Here is a 15214-nt window from a genome sequence, read left to right on the forward strand (position 1 = left end):
GGGCCCTTGGCCCGCCCCCTTTATTAAACAAAATCTCCCGAACATTATAGCATAAAAAAAGTTAAAAAGACGAACATTCGTCTTTTTAACTTAGAATTTTTAACTTTTTAAAGCTTAGTTCATTTTTTGCATTAGCAAAGACATAAGATAAATTCCCACCTCAATTAAGGCAATGAAAACCGAGGTCGGTAGGTTAGTTAAGTAAGCCAGCGAAAGGCCCATCCAGGTACCAAACAGTGCGAAAAACATACTCATCCCGATCAGACCAACAACCGACTTTTGAAAAGTTCGTGCCGAAGCCGCTGGCAATGTAACGAGAACAAAGACCAATAGCGAACCAACTAATTGAGACGAAATCGCAACTGACAAGGCCATGATTAGGAGGAAAAAGATTCGCAAAAGCCCCTTCTTATTTCGTGACATCAATAAGCCCTCTTCATCAAAGGCTAGTAATGATAACGGTCGATAGAAAAAAAGGATGAGCGCCATCACCAAGGCAGCCATGCCGAGCAATAGGTAGATATCGGAAAGCGAAATGCCCAATACCGAACCAAAGAGAATACCAGTAGCCGAAGAGGAAGAAGAGTGGCCCAAAGCCAGGAACAAAATTCCCAATCCAATGGCCAAAGCCGAAATGGCTGATGTGACATTGTCTGATTTGACTTTGGCATTTTCTAAGGACCCAATGGCTAAGGCCGATAGAGCCGTCAGGGCAATCATCCCCATCAACGGTGCAAAGCCTAACCAAAAGCCCATGGCGGCCCCTGCAAAGGCAATTTCGGAAAGTGAATGGGTTAAGAAGTTATACGACCTCGCCACCACAAACGTTCCCACAAGTGCTGAGACAATGGCAATGACCGTTCCCGCCACGAAGGCATGGACCATATAGGGTTCAGAAAACATGGTTCACCTCCTCACGGTGTGTTGAATCAGCTGCAACAGGTAGCTCCTTGGCTAAGCCCAGGTCAACTTCTTGGTTATGCAACCAAAGATAACGGTCTGCCTTCCCTTTAACCCACGAAGTATCATGAGAAATCCAGAGAACGAGCATTTTCTGCTCCTGCTGCACCTGCCGAATCTGCTTAACAAGAGCCAGCGTGTGTTCACTATCCAAGGCAGAACTTGGTTCATCTAAAATTAGTAAATCAGGTTGTTTTGCCACCGCCTGAGCGATATACGCCCGTTGCTTTTGTCCGCCGGAAGCCATGGCAATTGGCTGATCAGCAATCGCTTCAAGGTCAAAGCGCTGAATCGCGTCAGCAACATGCTGCTTTTCGCTTTTACTAAGCCAGGGGAGTCCGTAATTGCGCACCCCAAGTGCAATAAAGGAGCGAATCGATAGGGGGTAATCAGCTCCAAGATCTCGAAACTGCGGAACATAAGCAACGTTTTCAGCCTGCACTTGAATGGCCCCGGTTTTTTCCTGGCTAAGTGCGGCGTTTAGAATCGCTGTCACTAACGTCGTTTTCCCCGCACCATTTTCGCCGAGAATAACCACCAACTGATCATCAGTCAGCGTAAAGGAAACATCTTTTAAAATTACCTTTTTACCAAAAGCGGCCCGAAAATGGTCAACTTGAATTATCGTTTTCATGCTTCTTTCCTCTAAAAAATAAAAAGGACCCCGCGAGGGCCCCTTTTGTTCAGTTTTATTCCGCAAAGTCAACCTGGACATTCTTCGTCAAAATGTCTGCATAACTATACGAAGCTTGCTTAAACTGTGTATCTTCGTCTAATTCCACAACAAATAGTGATGGAAAAGTAGAACGCAAAACGCCAGAACGTTCTGTAAATTTTTTGCGGCCGGCCTGCGAAACGACGGTAACGGCTTCGCCAATGTGATTGTCTAATCTTGATTTGATTTCTTCGATGCTTGACATTTGAACCGCCTTTCTCATTAAACAATCATAATTATAACCGAATGTTAATAATTTTTCAACTTGAAAGGGAATTAAAATAGAATGAATAAAAAGTTATTGTAAGACTTTTTTCTCTTTTAAAGCCTCATAGAGTCGCGTAAAATCTGCCAACGTCAAACGCTCTGCCCGAATACCAGGGTCAATTTCCGCTAATTGCAGGGCTTGTGTGAGCCCCTCCTTAACCGCCTCCTCCTTACCAAATCGTTGCAAGAGGTTATTCCACAGTGACTTACGTCGGTGTGCAAAACAAGCCTTTACTAATGAAAAAAGCTGTTTAGGATGATCGACTGGCTTTTCGGCTGGTTTAGGAGTCAGCGTTACCACTGCAGAATCCACGTTAGGGGACGGATTAAAGGCCTTAGCAGGCACCTTCAAGGCAATGGCAACCGAGGCGTAGTAGTCTAGCATAACGGTCAAGACCCCATACTCTTTCGTCCCCGGTTTTGCGGAAAGTCGGTCAGCCACCTCTTTTTGCATCATGACCACGAGCTTTTCCCAATGAATGCCTGCTTGCAAAAGGGCGAGTAAGATGGGCGTCGTGATGTAGTAGGGTAAGTTGGCAACAACTTTGACAGCGCTTTTTTCACCAAATGATTCGGCCAGCACCGTCTTAAGATCCGCTTCCAGTACATCCTGTTCGACAATTTGCACGTTATCATAAGGTGCTAAAGTCTCGGCTAAAATCTTGACCATGTCGGGATCGATTTCAAAGGCCAACACCTTTTTGGCAGCCCGAGCAAGGTACTCCGTCAAGCCACCAATTCCAGGGCCAATCTCAACAACCAAATCCTCTTTTGTTAAATCAGCTGCTTGAACAATTCCTGACAAAATATTGCCATCTGTCAAAAAGTTTTGTCCAAACTTCTTTTTGGCACGAAGACCATACTGATTCAAAATCGCTTGTGTTCTGGCTGGTGACGCAATGTCAATTGTCTTGGCCATCTTGGCCTCCTTTTAATACTTGCAAAATGTCATTTTGTTGAAATCCAAGAGCCCGCAAACGCTTTAAGAACTGTTTCCCGTTCGCATAACCCAAAGAAAGTCGGTCGCCAACCAATCGGCGTCTTTCCTTCGCTTGACCAGAACCCACTAGTCCGTTGGTTAACAAAAAGGCCTGATCAATATCCGAAGGAGGAACTGCTTGACCAACTCGCTGATCGGCCTCCAAAAGAATAGACCGCAAGTCATTCGGACTCGCATGCTCGACACCGAGTGATTGATGGGGGTTGTCCCTCTCGGCACGGCCTTGATCACGTGAAATACTGGCCATGACGACCGTTGGTACGGCGGCTAAAATGAGCTGCCGTAGTCGATTGCCATTAAAATCAGGGTCTGTTAAAACGATCACTCCCCGCCGCTCAGCAGCTAGGCGAATGCGTTCAATCGTTTCTTTTCCCAAGGCAGAACCACCGGTTTCAATGGTGTCACAGTTCACCGCCAAGGCTAACCGTTGGGTATCTGCCCACCCTTCAACAACGACCATGGCCCGAACAGTCGGCAATGCATTTTCCTGAACTGACAGCTTAGTCATGGTTCAAAAAAGCACGGTGGGCATTTTGAACCGTTTTAGCCGCCAATTCATCACGATCCATTTCGAGCGTTTCTGCCAATGAATCCACTACGTATTTCGTCCAACCTGGTTCATTTGTTTTGCCTCGGAAAGGCGTCGGCGCGAGGTATGGTGCGTCTGTTTCAACCAAAATTTGTTCCAAAGGAACGACTTTAGCCGCTTTTCGAACGTCTTGTGCTTTTTTAAAAGTCACAACACCCGAAAATGATACGTAATAACCAAGGTCTGCCCAGGCCTTCGCTTGTTCAGGAGTACCAGAAAAAGAATGAATGATGGCCTTCTCGACCCCTTGCTCCTTCAAAACGCGGTAAACGTCGTCAAAGGCATCCCGGTTGTGGATAATGACCGGTAAATCGAGTTGTTTTGCCAGCTCAATATGGGCCAAAAAGGCCTTCATTTGAACATCGCGATCAGTATCCCAATGATAATCCAGACCGGTTTCACCGATACCAACAACCGATGGATCTTTTAGCTGTTCGGCTAACTCGGCTCGAGCCTGATCATCAAAATCAGGTGTATCTTCTGGTTGATAGCCCAAAACGGCCCACACGCCCTCATTCTCGTGTGCAATTTCAAGCGCCCGGGCGTTCCCCACTCGGTTATAGCCGACCACGTTCATTTCGAGCACCTGAAACTCATGAGCCCGACCTAAGTAAGCCGGAACATCGAAGTAAAGCGCATCGTCATTTAAGTGAGTGTGCGCATCGTATGTTGGTGCAGGTTGTTCGTTTGGGTGGTAAATTGCCATGAAAGCCTCCTCTATATCTTCTAACATTTTAGCACAGGAAAGGGCTTTTCTGCTGCTATTCAATCGTCCTCGCCATTTTTAAAGAACAAAAAGAACCGACCACAACGGCCGGTTCTTTTTGTTTCGTTATTCAACGTTAGCTGGTGCAAAGTTTTTCAACACCCCATTAATGAACTGAGCATCTTCGACCGTTGCATATTCCTTCGCCAATTCAACTGCCTCATCGACAACAACCTTGTAGGGGGTTGGTTCCGGAAGTGTTAATTCATAACTTGCCATTCGAAGAATCACTAAGTTCAAACGAGCAATTCGGTCCAATTTCCAGCCGGTTACCAAGTGCTTGGCCAATTCTTCATCCAGTTCCTTAGACGTTGCCAACACCCCATTCACTAATTGGGGTAAAAAGGCTTGGTACGAACGCTTACCAAGAACTAGATCATAATTCAAATCCATCTGGTTATCATCAGGAACTTCTTTGGTAGCCGCAAAGAGAATTTGCATGGCTGCTTGTCGTTCCTCATGTCGTGACATTTGGGTCATTTTGCTGACTCCTTCTTCCCACTTTTATCAAAAAGGTGTTCTGGATCAATCGTTTGGTGGTCCTCATCAGGCACTAAACCAGTAACGGTGACGTTCACTGAATCAACAACCAAGCCCGCTAAATTAGCCAAATCGGCCTTCACTGCCTGTTGAATAGCAAAGGCGACTTTTGGAATAACCGCCCCGTATTCAAGAATGACGGCTAAGTCAAAGGTCACTTGATTATCCTCACCCTTTTTTAACAAGACGCCAGGGACTGCTGGTTGTACCCCAGCTACCCGAGTCAAATACTTAGGCAAGTGTTCGTAAACCTTGGCTTGCATAGCCGCAACGCCATCAACTCCTTGTGCAGCAGCCTGCGCAACGGCTTCCAATGCCGCTTTTGAAACGAGCATCTGACCGTCTGCCATTTGCTCCTTTGTCAGCAAAAAGTTCTTGCTTGTTAAATCAGTTGACTTTGCCATGGGCTTTCCTCCTTGATTGACCAAAATTGACTGTCCTTAAACAGTCTAACAAAACACAAAAGACTGCTTCACCAGAGCAAAGCAGTCGTCATGATTACGCGCGGCCCTTGTAAGAACCATCTTCCGTGTTAACGATGATGGTTTCACCTTCGTTAACAAAGTCAGGAACCGTAATCGTTGCACCGGTTTCAACAACGGCAGGCTTACCAGAACCCGTTGCAGTAGCGCCCTTGATGCCTGGTTGCGTCTCGACAACCTTCAGTTGAACGGATGAAGGCAATTCGGCCCCCAACACTTCTGAACCATACATCGTGATCTTAACTTCCATTCCTTCAAGCATGTACTTCAAGGCTTCCTTCAAGTTTTCATCAGGGATGTTGATTTGTTCGTATGATTCCGTATCCATAAAGACACGACCATCGTTTTCAGCGTACAAGTAAGACATTGGACGCGTCGTAATTTCAGCTTGTTCAAACTTGTCACCAGGACGGAAAGTCACTTCGTTAACCGCACCCGTACGCAAGTTCTTCAACTTTGAGCGAACAAAAGCCGCTCCCTTACCAGGCTTTACGTGTTGGAATTCAATCACGCGCCAGATTGAATTTGAGTATTCAATCGTCAAACCTGTCTTCAAATCATTCATGCCGATTGCCATGAGCATATCCCTCGTTTATTCGTAATTGACTTTTATTGTAACAAAAAAAAGGAGTTTTCGCACGGTTTAACTGGTATTTTTTCAAGGATAAGCAGGCAATAAAAGTCGCGACTTCCCTCTATCTATGGTAAAATTGCAATTAAGGTTTCCGATTCGAGACAAAAAAATTACTATTTTGGAGAAAACAAACATGGTTTACAAAGTTTATTATCAAGAAAGTATGGAACGCAACCCTAAGCGTGAATATACCCAATCGTTTTATCTAGAGGCTGATAACCAAGCCGATGCCTACGCAATGGCACAAAAGAATACCGACTATAACATTGAAACAGTTGAAGAACTCTCTGACGCAGCTCTGGTGTACGAACAGGCTGATCCGGAATTCAAGTTAACGACTTTTAACTAATTTTCATGAATAAAATCGATATCAAACCAAACGAAGTGGCGGTCTACGCCCTCGGAGGCCTAGGTGAAATTGGGAAAAACACCTACGGGATTGAATACCAGGACGAAATTGTCATTGTCGATGCTGGTATTAAGTTTCCTGAAGATTCCCTCTTAGGAATTGACTACGTCATTCCCGACTACTCGTACTTAGTCGAAAACATTGATAAGGTGAAGGGCTTGGTCATCACCCACGGTCACGAAGACCACATTGGGGCCATTGCCTACTTCTTACAGTCCGTTAACGTTCCGGTATATGCCGGGCCATTGGCCATGGCGCTTATCCGCAACAAGCTGGAAGAAAAGCAAATGCTCAACCGGGTGGAGCTGCATGAAATCACGGATGGTTCTGTAATTAACTTCGGTAAGACTTCTGCCGAATTCTTCCGCACGACTCACTCGATTCCCGATGTCTTCGGAATTGCAATCAAAACACCGGTCGGTACAATTGTCGAAACCGGTGACTTCAAGTTTGACCTCACACCAACCACCAAGCAAAAGCCAAACCTCTGGTCAATGGCCCGGATTGGTGAAGAAGGCGTGCTCCTCTTGATGTCCGATTCAACAAACGCAGAACGCCCTGAATGGACCAAGTCCGAAGCCTGGGTACAAAAGACAGTTGATAAGTTATTCAGCCAGTTGAAGCACGGTCGAATTATTTTCGCCACGTTCGCTTCCAACATGAACCGTATTAAGATGGCAACCGACGCCGCCATCAAAAATGGTCGTAAGATTGCGGTCTTTGGTCGTTCCATGGAATCAGCCATGACCAACGGTCGCGCCCTTGGTTACTTGGATATCCCAGACGATGCCCTTGTCGAACAATCGCAAATCAAAAACATCCCAGACGATGAACTCCTGATTATGTCCACTGGTTCCCAGGGTGAATCCATGGCGGCTTTGGCTCGAATTGCCAACGGTACGCACAAGCAAGTGCGTTTGAAGCCAAAGGATAACGTAATTTTCTCCTCTTCTCCAATTCCCGGTAACACCGCTTCGGTCAACGCCGTCATTAACAAATTGGAAGAAGGCGGCGCCAACGTCATCCACGGTAAGTTGAACAACATCCACACTTCTGGTCACGGTGGTCAAGAAGAACAGAAGTTAATGCTCTCCTTGATGAAACCAAAGTACTTCATGCCCGTCCACGGAGAATACCGCATGTTGAAGGTCCACGCCGGTTTGGCTGAGGAATTAGACATTCCCAAGGAAAACACCTTCATCCAAGAAAATGGGGATGTTTTGGCAATGGACGGGGTTAACCCACCTCGTCTTGCTGGTCATTTCCCTGCCGAAGATACTTATATCGACGGATCTGGAATTGGGGACATTGGTTCCGTGGTCTTACATGACCGACTCAAATTATCACAAGATGGTTTGGTCATTGTTACGGCAACCATTGACTTGAAAAAGAAAGAAATTCTGTCAGGTCCAGATATTTTGTCACGTGGTTTCGTTTATATGCGTGAATCTGGTGATTTGATCAACGATGGTCGCCACGTTATCTTTAATACAATTCGCAAAGCAATGTCTCAAAAGTCTGCTTCCGAATCCGATATTCGTCAAGCGATTATTGATGACCTCTCCAAGTACCTACACAAAGAAACTGCCCGCAAGCCAATGATTTTGCCAATGCTAATTATGGTTTAAGGCCGAAGGCATGCCAACGCATGCCTTTTTTAACGCAATCATTTAGGAGGGCGATTATGCCCAATCAAGCACATTTTTTCCTTGATACAGAGCTATTCCATGGTAAGAACAAAAACGCCATACTTGATCAGATTCAGGGTGAGCTAACCACAGCGAACCTCAGCGTGAGCTTTTCCAAGTCCCGTCCCCACCACTCTCTTTACCAGGCGGCAAAACTAGTGGCCACCAACCGCCGCTATAAAGAGGACCAGTCCGCCATCGTGGTGATTGGCAATGAGGCTTCAGTGAATGCTGTTTTAAACGCTTTTCTGACCGCTAACCCAAGCAAACGGCGGCCACTTTTAGCCATTAATCCCGACGTCAAACACCGTTCCGTTCATGAGCTGATTCACATTATTGTGTCATCACTTGCGAAAATGACGATTCAAGAACGACCACTAGCCGCCATTTCAGGAGAAGTACCCAATGTCGGTACACTTTATTTCTTTGATACGTTGCAAGTTGGTCCTGACTTTTCAGCACTACTCCCCGACTTTCAACAAAAAGTCATCTGGAAAAAGGCTTGGGAACAACTCCTCTCTTTTTGGGGCTATCTTTCCAGGAGTCAGGACCGAATCTTCTTCTCTTGGACACTGCGTCAGGGGACTGACTATCAACACAATGCGAAGACACTCGGTCTACAAATCCGCCTGGTCGATTTACCTGGGCAATCGCCTTTCATGGTACGCATGGTCAATCAAGTGGCTTTCCCGAAAATTCTTTGGACCTATCTGCAAGGGAAAAAAGGACGGCAAAATCCCTCTCGACGTGGATTCATTACGTTCTCTTTGGCGGAGCAAGCCGATTTTCATATTCGCGATTTACAGAGTCCTAAACTAGACGGTTCCCTTCTCAAGGCTGGTGCCTATAGTTTCACTCTTAAAATGGCCGGTTCATACCCGCTCATTCAAGCCACTACTAATCATCAAAAGAAAAACGAAAAAAAGAACTAGCTTCTGCTAGTTCTTTTTTTTCTTATAACTGCTCCCGAATGGCTTCGACTTTATCCAGCCGTTCCCAAGGTAAATCTAAATCAGGACGCCCAAAGTGCCCGTAGGCGGCCGTCTGTTGATACATTGGCTTTCTTAAATCGAGCGCTTGAATAATGGCCAAAGGACGAAAGTCGAACAAATCATGAACCACTTCTTCAATTTTTTGCTCCGACACCTTGGCCGTACCAAATGTTTCGATGTTCAACGAAACTGGTTCAGCCACCCCAATGGCATAGGCCACCTGGAGTTCGACTTTGTCAGCAACACCTGCGGCAACCAAGTTTTTAGCTACATACCGAGCATAGTAGGCACCAGAACGGTCCACTTTTGTTGCATCCTTACCCGAAAAGGCCCCACCACCGTGGTGAGCAGCCCCACCATAGGTATCCACAATAATCTTGCGACCAGTTAGACCTGAATCGGCTTGCGGGCCACCCAAAACAAAACGACCAGAAGGATTGATATAGTACTTCGTCTCATCATCAACCAACTCCTGCGGAAGAATTGGATCAATCACCAAACGCTTCACGTCTTTTCGGAGCTGATCAAGTTCAACCTGTTCGTCGTGCTGCGTGGACAACACAACGGCAGCGATTCGCTCAACCTGCCCATCATCTGAAAGTGCCAACGTTACTTCGCCCTTTGCATCTGGACGTAGGTAATCCAACTGTCCCTCCTCACGAACTGCGCGAATCTTTCGCATGAGTTGATGAGACAGGTCCAGTGCAAGCGGTAGATAGTCAGCGGTTTCATTAGTCGCATAACCAAAAACCATTCCTTGGTCGCCCGCCCCTAGCTGATCCGGATCATCATCTGCGGCATCGACAGCTTGGGCAATGTCTGCCGACTGCTCAACAATCTTGTTGGACACATTGATGGAATCAGCGGAAAAGCCCAACTCCGGTTGATTGTAGCCAATTGCCCGAACCGTTTCAACAGCAATTTGGCGAATATTCACATAGGCCGTTGTTGAAAGTTCACCAAAGATCGACACATCACCCGTTGACGTTGTCACCTCAATCGCGGCACGTGCGTTGGGATCTTGTTCTAAGACGGCATCTAAAATGGCGTCTGCAATCTGGTCCGCGACTTTGTCAGGATGACCATTGGCCACCGATTCAGCTGTAAAATACTTTGTCATTTCTTCTCCTCCTGACTATCAAAACCTATAAGAGCAAAAGAAAAGCGCCCAAAGCAAGTCTTTGGACGCCATGACCTTGCCTATCTTACAGAATTACCACCGTGCAACTGCCGGTTGGTGCAGGTTCATCGTGCTGTATCACTTCCCTGCTCTTGATAGTTTTGAAATTTATAATTGTTATTGTACATGATAAAATAAAAAAGAACAAGGATGTTAACGGAGAAAAAGTATGTCAGACGAATATTCAGATAAAGAAAAAATGGCGCTCGATGCCCTTTTAAAAAAGCCAACGGAAACGGGGCACGACTTTTTCAAGCGAAGTAAGAAAGGAAGTGTTCCAGATACAGGAAACACGGGAACCAGTAGGGTGAACGCTTCGTTACCAGCTGTTTATCCATACACGGTTCCCGGTTTCACTGTTCTTCTGGTGGCTATCTGGTGGTTAAAACCGCTCTTAACGGGGCGCTTAGCCAATATTTTCTCTTTTGAGCAGGCCTGGCCTTTGCTTGCCTATTCTCTTTTTACCTCGCTTGCCTTAGCCTTCCTAGTGGCTAATCGCTTTCAACGACCAACGTGGCATTTTTACGTTTCGCTCATTGCTTCACTCCTTGTGCTTTTTTCTTCATCATTACGAACCCGTTTTGAAGTGATGTTGCTATTACTGCTGTTTTTACTGGTTCTAACGCTGCTGCCCTTCCCAAGTGTTCAATTACAAAATGTAATTGGAATCACCGCGCTGAGCGCTTTAATAACTTTTGCAGTCCCGGTTTGTATCACATTTTTAGCTTATAACTACGTTGATCAGGACTTTTTAAAGAACTCTTGGCACCTCTTCTATGGTTCACTCTTTTACTTCACACCGCTTTTCTTACCAAAAGCCAAAGGACGGTTGCTCTCACTCTTCACTGGGTCTGCGCTGCTCATCCACGCCTTCTACACCACAGGATTTGGACTTCCTGCCGTAGCAACAACCATTTTAGTCCTTGCAACCTTTATTTTCTCCTGCATGCGACCACAAACCTACCGCTATCAACCACTTGTCGCGCTATGTGGCTTGTTATTAACTGTTTTATTTCTTTAAAAACAAGCAAAAAGAATCGGATTTCATCGTCCGATTCTTTTTAATTAACAAAAAACAGTGGCTCCCCCTTATTTTCCTTTAAAAAAATCAGCTAAAGAGGTCGAAATAATATGAAATTTTTTTGCTAAAATGCCCTTCTCCTCGATGACTGAATCAAACTCAAGTACCTCTTCAAGTGGTAATTGATTTTCTTCTCTCCGTTGCGGTGATAGGAGGTCCAGCATCTCTTCCACCTTATCATCAAAAGTCGAGTCGGCTAGATCAAAGTGAACATCATCCACCGTTTTATCCTGGTCAATGACTTTCTTTAAATGGATTGCTTCGGCTTCAATTATTCTTTTGACGAACAAACGTGTTTCGTATAATGCAGTTGATTCATTCAGCGTTTCAAATGCCTGTGACAGCTTATCATCAATGATTATTTTTGCCTTTTGTTGTTCTTCTTTGATTTTGTTTATCATATTTAACACTAAAATTCCGCAGAACTTCCTTAATTTTGAATACTGTTCCAGTTTGCCAATAGTATTAGCAAAGGTAAAGCAACCGCAGAACTTCCTTAATTTTGAATACTGTTCCAGTATAAAGGGGGAATCCTCTTGTTTGGTTACCATCGAATTATTCTTCTGTAACAATATTCGACAATTTCGATAACAAAAGAGTCAACAGTAAGTTAGTCGACACTAAAAAAGGACTCCGATTAATCGGAGTCCTCACACAAAATAATTAAAGAAGTGTAACCGTATAGGCCTTTTCATCGGACTTTCGTACCAAAATCGCTTGTGTTTCATTCGCCGTTTTAATGGTAATTTGAACGGGTGCCGATGATGGTAAGAACTTCACAGCAGCCGATGCCACGTAGTTGGCAAAGGCTTGAATCTCAGTTTGGGAGTAGAACTGAGTGGTCACCGTAACGTTCATTGACGTTAACTTCGAATTGGTAAAGTGACCAACGGCAGTTGCTCCTGCAATGTTTGGGAAGAAATTGGCAATATCATTTTTAAAATTGGTAAAGCCGGTGTTTTCGTCGGAACCAATCGATGATGAATCCGATGATTCCTTTGGAAAGACAACGGTTTTATCATCAATATCAGACCAAGAAGATAAATCAGTTCCAGTTTTAGAGGTAGCCTCTGAGTAAAAGGCTCCCGATCCGAGCGAATCTTCCGAAGCATTCGCATACATGGCAATCACAATCGGAATATTCTTGTCGACACCGTTTTGTTCACGAATCTTTTTAATTAGCTTTGGTGCGATCTTCTTACCGTAAGCAATGCGGTCAGCATCCGAAATTGTTTGGAAGTAATTGGCACCATACTGTTCCTTCTGGTAGGTATCCTGCGTGTTCATCGCCACACCAACAACCATACCGGCCAACTTCAAGTCAGAACCCTCCTTGGTCATAAAGTCCTGTTCAGTCAAACTCTGGACGTAAATTGGATTACGAGAGGAGTCGGTCTTACCATTGTCCTTGGGGTTAAGGCCCGTTGAATCGGAATCCGTTTGACGGGCTAATAAACTATTAACCGTATCGGATGATAGATATTGTCCTTCCTGGAAAATATACCTTCCCGTCTTAAAATGGGACTTAGCAAGGTTTAGTAAGCCGGACTCAAAGTCCTTTACGTCAACGGCGTTTCCCTGGGAAGTCGCAGTAATCCCACGGGCTGCCGATGTCAAATAATGACCATCCTTAATCACCGTCTGATACTGACCAGCCGAATTTTGAGTTAATTGGACACCCTTCGATTTGCTAACAGAAGGTGCCTGCGAAGAAAGGTTCACAAAGAAAAAGAAAGCACCCAAAATAATGAGTAAGGCAGCGCCGATTAGCAACCAAGTCCGTAATTTAATTCGTTTTAACATGAATAATTCCTTTGTTTAAAAACAGGCAAATTAGGCCTGCTCATTCTGTTGGGCTGATAAGAAGTCCTGTTCATTCCATACCGTAATTCCAAGGGTTTCAGCCTTTTCAAGATTCGAACCAGCATCCGCCCCCGCAATAACCAAATCGGTTTTTTTGGAAACCGAACCAGTCACGGAAGCGCCGTGGGCTTCTAGCCAAGCGGCAATCTCACTTCGAGAGCTTACTTCTAGTTTACCAGTCAAAACAATCTTTTTACCATAGAAAAATGAATTTTCGTCAACGGTTCCTTGATCAGACTGATACATCAGGTTAACCCCCGCCTGGGCAAGCTCCGCTAACAGGGCTTGTGCTTGCGGTTCCTTGAAGTATTTCACCAATGAATCGGCGATGGCCTGGCCAATACCGTCAATGGCAACAATCTCTTCTTCGGTCGCTTTCGCCACTCGCCCAAGGTCCCCAAAAGTCTGAAGAATGGTTTTTGCAGCCTTTGCGCCAACTAAACGGACACCCAGTCCAAAGAGGAGACGTTCGGCAGAATTATCCTTAGAAGCGTTGATGGCTGCAATCAGATTATCCGCCGACTTTTCTTTAAACTTATCCAAAGTCAGCAACTGTGATTTTGTTAGTGAATAAATGGAGGCCACATCCTTAACCAATTCACGGCTCAATAACTGTGAAACAATTTGGGGCCCCAAGCCATCAATGTTCATGGCGTTACGAGAAGCAAAATGCGTCAACCCTTCCTGAATTTGTGCTGGACAGGCAGGGTTCATACAACGCAACACAACCTCTCCTTCGACGTGAACTAGTTCGGCGCCACAAGCTGGACAAGTCGTTGGGATTTGGTAGGGTACGGCAGAGGTCGGCCGTTTTGCTAGCACAACCTGACCAATTTCAGGAATGATATCGCCAGCCTTGTGCAAGGTGACCGTATCGCCAATCCGAACATCCTTCATCTCCAGATAATCAGGATTATGCAGTGAAGCGCGCTGAACGGTCGTACCAGCAAGCAAAACTGGATCCATGACTGCTGTAGGCGTTACGGCTCCAGTGCGGCCAACGGTCCATTCAATATCACGAACGACCGTTTCTGCTTCTTCCGGCGGGAATTTGTACGCAATGGCCCAGCGCGGAATCTTAACGGTGTTACCAAGATCAACCTGTGAATCAAAGTCATTGACTTTCACAACCACCCCATCGATTCCATAGGGTAATTCATCTCGCTTTTCAGTATATTCCTTCAAATAAGGGGCAATCTCAGCCATTTTATCAATCACGCGATTATCAGGATTAGTTGGCAAGCCAAGCGCCCGAAAACGCTCCAGCAGCCCCGCCTGCGTCTCTGCGCCCACCTGATCTGGTTCGGCCGTGTAATACATAAACGCCGAAAGGTTTCGCTTTTTCGTGACGTTCGCATCTAATTGGCGAAGCGAACCGGCAGCGGCATTCCGAGGATTGGCAAAGGGTTCCTGTCCCTCTGCTTCTCGTTCTTCATTCAACTGAACAAATGAAGCCTTCGGCATGTAAATCTCACCACGCACCTCAACCGTAACCGCTTCCTTCAACGTCTTAGGCACATCCCCGATTGTCATCACGTTGGCCGTCACGTCTTCGCCAACTAGGCCATTTCCACGAGTCGAGGCCTGTACTAACTTTCCTTGTTCGTATTTTAAGTTAATCGCCAACCCATCAATTTTTAGTTCAAGGTTGTACTTTGGCTGAAAGCCCAAAGACTTTTTTGTTCGGTCCTCCCACTCTTGTAACTCATCAAGTGAAAAAACGTCGCCCAACGATAACATGGGAATTGGGTGCTGTACCTTCGGCAGGCCGGATTTAGTTTCAGCACCACCAACGTTTTGGGTGGGCGAATCCTGGCTAATAAATTGAGGGAAAGCCTGCTCCAGTGCCTGTAAACGAGCATATTGTTCATCGTAAACATGATCTTCGACCAGGGGGGCGTCCTTTTCATAGTATGCAATCCCATAATCGGTCAAGCGATCCTGCAAGGTTTGAATTTCTTCTTTGGCCTGTTCGGTGGTCAAATCCTTAATTGCCGTGTTCTTTTCAACCATGAAAACTTTCCTTTCTCATCTTAAAAATCTATGTA

Annotated in this window: 17 protein-coding genes and 1 riboswitch; of the genes, 4 read left to right on the forward strand and 13 right to left on the reverse strand. The window is 45.6% G+C overall.

The annotated features are described in order from the left end of the window. Nucleotides 1-114 precede the first annotated feature (114 nt). From IV71_RS03670 to efp, 9 genes are all read right to left on the reverse strand, one after another. Entirely contained in the window at nt 115-903 is a 789-nt protein-coding gene (locus IV71_RS03670; RefSeq protein WP_010017799.1) for a metal ABC transporter permease, read from the reverse strand. Continuing rightward, nucleotides 893-1594, reverse strand: coding sequence for a metal ABC transporter ATP-binding protein (locus IV71_RS03675; protein ID WP_010017797.1), 702 nt, complete (start codon nt 1592-1594; stop codon nt 893-895). The genes IV71_RS03670 and IV71_RS03675 overlap by 11 nt, the downstream gene beginning before the upstream one ends. A 55-nt stretch (nt 1595-1649) precedes the next feature. Further along, the gene (locus IV71_RS03680; protein ID WP_010017795.1) at nt 1650-1880 is read right to left on the reverse strand and encodes a Veg family protein; all 231 of its coding nucleotides are present in this window, start codon (nt 1878-1880) and stop codon (nt 1650-1652) included. Between the two features lie 93 nt (nt 1881-1973). Further along, the gene (gene rsmA, locus IV71_RS03685) at nt 1974-2861 is read right to left on the reverse strand and encodes a 16S rRNA (adenine(1518)-N(6)/adenine(1519)-N(6))-dimethyltransferase RsmA (protein ID WP_010017794.1); all 888 of its coding nucleotides are present in this window, start codon (nt 2859-2861) and stop codon (nt 1974-1976) included. After that, complete coding sequence (rnmV, locus tag IV71_RS03690) at nt 2845-3450, reverse strand: ribonuclease M5 (protein ID WP_010017793.1); 606 nt, start codon at nt 3448-3450, stop codon at nt 2845-2847. Before rnmV ends, rsmA begins: the two co-directional genes overlap by 17 nt. Beyond that, complete coding sequence (locus tag IV71_RS03695) at nt 3443-4237, reverse strand: TatD family hydrolase (RefSeq protein WP_010017791.1); 795 nt, start codon at nt 4235-4237, stop codon at nt 3443-3445. Before IV71_RS03695 ends, rnmV begins: the two co-directional genes overlap by 8 nt. 126 nt (nt 4238-4363) lie before the next feature. Continuing rightward, nucleotides 4364-4777: a transcription antitermination factor NusB gene (nusB, locus tag IV71_RS03700; protein ID WP_010017790.1), complete on the reverse strand. Its 414-nt coding sequence runs from the start codon at nt 4775-4777 to the stop codon at nt 4364-4366. Further along, the gene (locus IV71_RS03705; RefSeq protein ID WP_010017789.1) at nt 4774-5241 is read right to left on the reverse strand and encodes an Asp23/Gls24 family envelope stress response protein; all 468 of its coding nucleotides are present in this window, start codon (nt 5239-5241) and stop codon (nt 4774-4776) included. Before IV71_RS03705 ends, nusB begins: the two co-directional genes overlap by 4 nt. Before the next feature lie 94 nt (nt 5242-5335). Then, entirely contained in the window at nt 5336-5896 is a 561-nt protein-coding gene (efp, locus tag IV71_RS03710) for an elongation factor P (RefSeq protein ID WP_010017787.1), read from the reverse strand. 190 nt (nt 5897-6086) lie between these two features. Between efp and IV71_RS03715 the strand changes: the two genes are divergently transcribed. From IV71_RS03715 to IV71_RS03725, 3 genes are read left to right on the forward strand one after another with little or no spacing between them, the layout of a single operon-like run. Further along, nucleotides 6087-6302 carry an RNA polymerase epsilon subunit gene (locus tag IV71_RS03715; protein ID WP_010017785.1) on the forward strand — a complete coding sequence of 72 codons (216 nt, stop codon included), beginning with the start codon at nt 6087-6089 and terminating at the stop codon, nt 6300-6302. Nucleotides 6303-6307: 5 nt separating this feature from the next. Further along, nucleotides 6308-7990: a ribonuclease J1 gene (gene rnjA, locus IV71_RS03720; protein WP_010017784.1), complete on the forward strand. Its 1683-nt coding sequence runs from the start codon at nt 6308-6310 to the stop codon at nt 7988-7990. 56 nt (nt 7991-8046) lie between these two features. Further along, complete coding sequence (locus IV71_RS03725; RefSeq protein ID WP_010017782.1) at nt 8047-8982, forward strand: hypothetical protein; 936 nt, start codon at nt 8047-8049, stop codon at nt 8980-8982. A 22-nt stretch (nt 8983-9004) separates the two neighbouring features. On the opposite strand, the gene metK is transcribed toward IV71_RS03725, so the two are convergent. Continuing rightward, nucleotides 9005-10162 carry a methionine adenosyltransferase gene (gene metK, locus IV71_RS03730; RefSeq protein ID WP_010017781.1) on the reverse strand — a complete coding sequence of 386 codons (1158 nt, stop codon included), beginning with the start codon at nt 10160-10162 and terminating at the stop codon, nt 9005-9007. Nucleotides 10163-10239: 77 nt separating this feature from the next. Continuing rightward, a riboswitch (SAM riboswitch) is annotated at nt 10240-10324 on the reverse strand. 67 nt (nt 10325-10391) lie between these two features. On the opposite strand from metK, the gene IV71_RS03735 reads away from it, so the two are divergent. Beyond that, nucleotides 10392-11243, forward strand: coding sequence for a hypothetical protein (locus IV71_RS03735; protein ID WP_010017779.1), 852 nt, complete (start codon nt 10392-10394; stop codon nt 11241-11243). Between the two features lie 68 nt (nt 11244-11311). Here the strand turns inward: IV71_RS03735 and IV71_RS03740 are convergent, their stop codons facing one another. The 3 genes from IV71_RS03740 to ligA all read right to left on the reverse strand — a co-directional run bounded on the left by IV71_RS03740 (nt 11312) and on the right by ligA (nt 15179). Continuing rightward, entirely contained in the window at nt 11312-11854 is a 543-nt protein-coding gene (locus tag IV71_RS03740) for a hypothetical protein (protein ID WP_010017777.1), read from the reverse strand. A 112-nt stretch (nt 11855-11966) separates the two neighbouring features. Beyond that, nucleotides 11967-13106, reverse strand: a complete 1140-nt coding sequence (locus IV71_RS03745) for a CamS family sex pheromone protein (protein WP_010017775.1) — start codon at nt 13104-13106, stop codon at nt 11967-11969. A 30-nt stretch (nt 13107-13136) separates the two neighbouring features. Continuing rightward, nucleotides 13137-15179 carry an NAD-dependent DNA ligase LigA gene (gene ligA / locus IV71_RS03750; RefSeq protein ID WP_010017774.1) on the reverse strand — a complete coding sequence of 681 codons (2043 nt, stop codon included), beginning with the start codon at nt 15177-15179 and terminating at the stop codon, nt 13137-13139. Between the last annotated feature and the right edge of the window lie 35 nt (nt 15180-15214).

The organism is Fructobacillus fructosus KCTC 3544 (assembly GCF_001438695.1).
Classification (GTDB): Bacteria; Bacillota; Bacilli; order Lactobacillales; family Lactobacillaceae; genus Fructobacillus; species Fructobacillus fructosus.

Bases quoted from the DNA above. Each gene is read 5' to 3' on its own strand.
- ligA (WP_010017774.1), bottom strand. From the start codon at position 15,179: ATGGTTGAAAAGAACACGGCAATTAAGGATTTGACCACCGAACAGGCC.
- IV71_RS03670 (WP_010017799.1), bottom strand. From the start codon at position 903: ATGTTTTCTGAACCCTATATGGTCCATGCCTTCGTGGCGGGAACGGTC.
- IV71_RS03715 (WP_010017785.1), top strand. From the start codon at position 6,087: ATGGTTTACAAAGTTTATTATCAAGAAAGTATGGAACGCAACCCTAAG.
- IV71_RS03740 (WP_010017777.1), bottom strand. From the start codon at position 11,854: ATGGTAACCAAACAAGAGGATTCCCCCTTTATACTGGAACAGTATTCA.
- IV71_RS03675 (WP_010017797.1), bottom strand. From the start codon at position 1,594: ATGAAAACGATAATTCAAGTTGACCATTTTCGGGCCGCTTTTGGTAAA.
- IV71_RS03745 (WP_010017775.1), bottom strand. From the start codon at position 13,106: ATGTTAAAACGAATTAAATTACGGACTTGGTTGCTAATCGGCGCTGCC.
- IV71_RS03705 (WP_010017789.1), bottom strand. From the start codon at position 5,241: ATGGCAAAGTCAACTGATTTAACAAGCAAGAACTTTTTGCTGACAAAG.
- nusB (WP_010017790.1), bottom strand. From the start codon at position 4,777: ATGACCCAAATGTCACGACATGAGGAACGACAAGCAGCCATGCAAATT.
- IV71_RS03725 (WP_010017782.1), top strand. From the start codon at position 8,047: ATGCCCAATCAAGCACATTTTTTCCTTGATACAGAGCTATTCCATGGT.
- rsmA (WP_010017794.1), bottom strand. From the start codon at position 2,861: ATGGCCAAGACAATTGACATTGCGTCACCAGCCAGAACACAAGCGATT.
- IV71_RS03695 (WP_010017791.1), bottom strand. From the start codon at position 4,237: ATGGCAATTTACCACCCAAACGAACAACCTGCACCAACATACGATGCG.
- IV71_RS03735 (WP_010017779.1), top strand. From the start codon at position 10,392: ATGTCAGACGAATATTCAGATAAAGAAAAAATGGCGCTCGATGCCCTT.
- IV71_RS03680 (WP_010017795.1), bottom strand. From the start codon at position 1,880: ATGTCAAGCATCGAAGAAATCAAATCAAGATTAGACAATCACATTGGC.
- metK (WP_010017781.1), bottom strand. From the start codon at position 10,162: ATGACAAAGTATTTTACAGCTGAATCGGTGGCCAATGGTCATCCTGAC.
- rnjA (WP_010017784.1), top strand. From the start codon at position 6,308: ATGAATAAAATCGATATCAAACCAAACGAAGTGGCGGTCTACGCCCTC.
- rnmV (WP_010017793.1), bottom strand. From the start codon at position 3,450: ATGACTAAGCTGTCAGTTCAGGAAAATGCATTGCCGACTGTTCGGGCC.
- efp (WP_010017787.1), bottom strand. From the start codon at position 5,896: ATGGCAATCGGCATGAATGATTTGAAGACAGGTTTGACGATTGAATAC.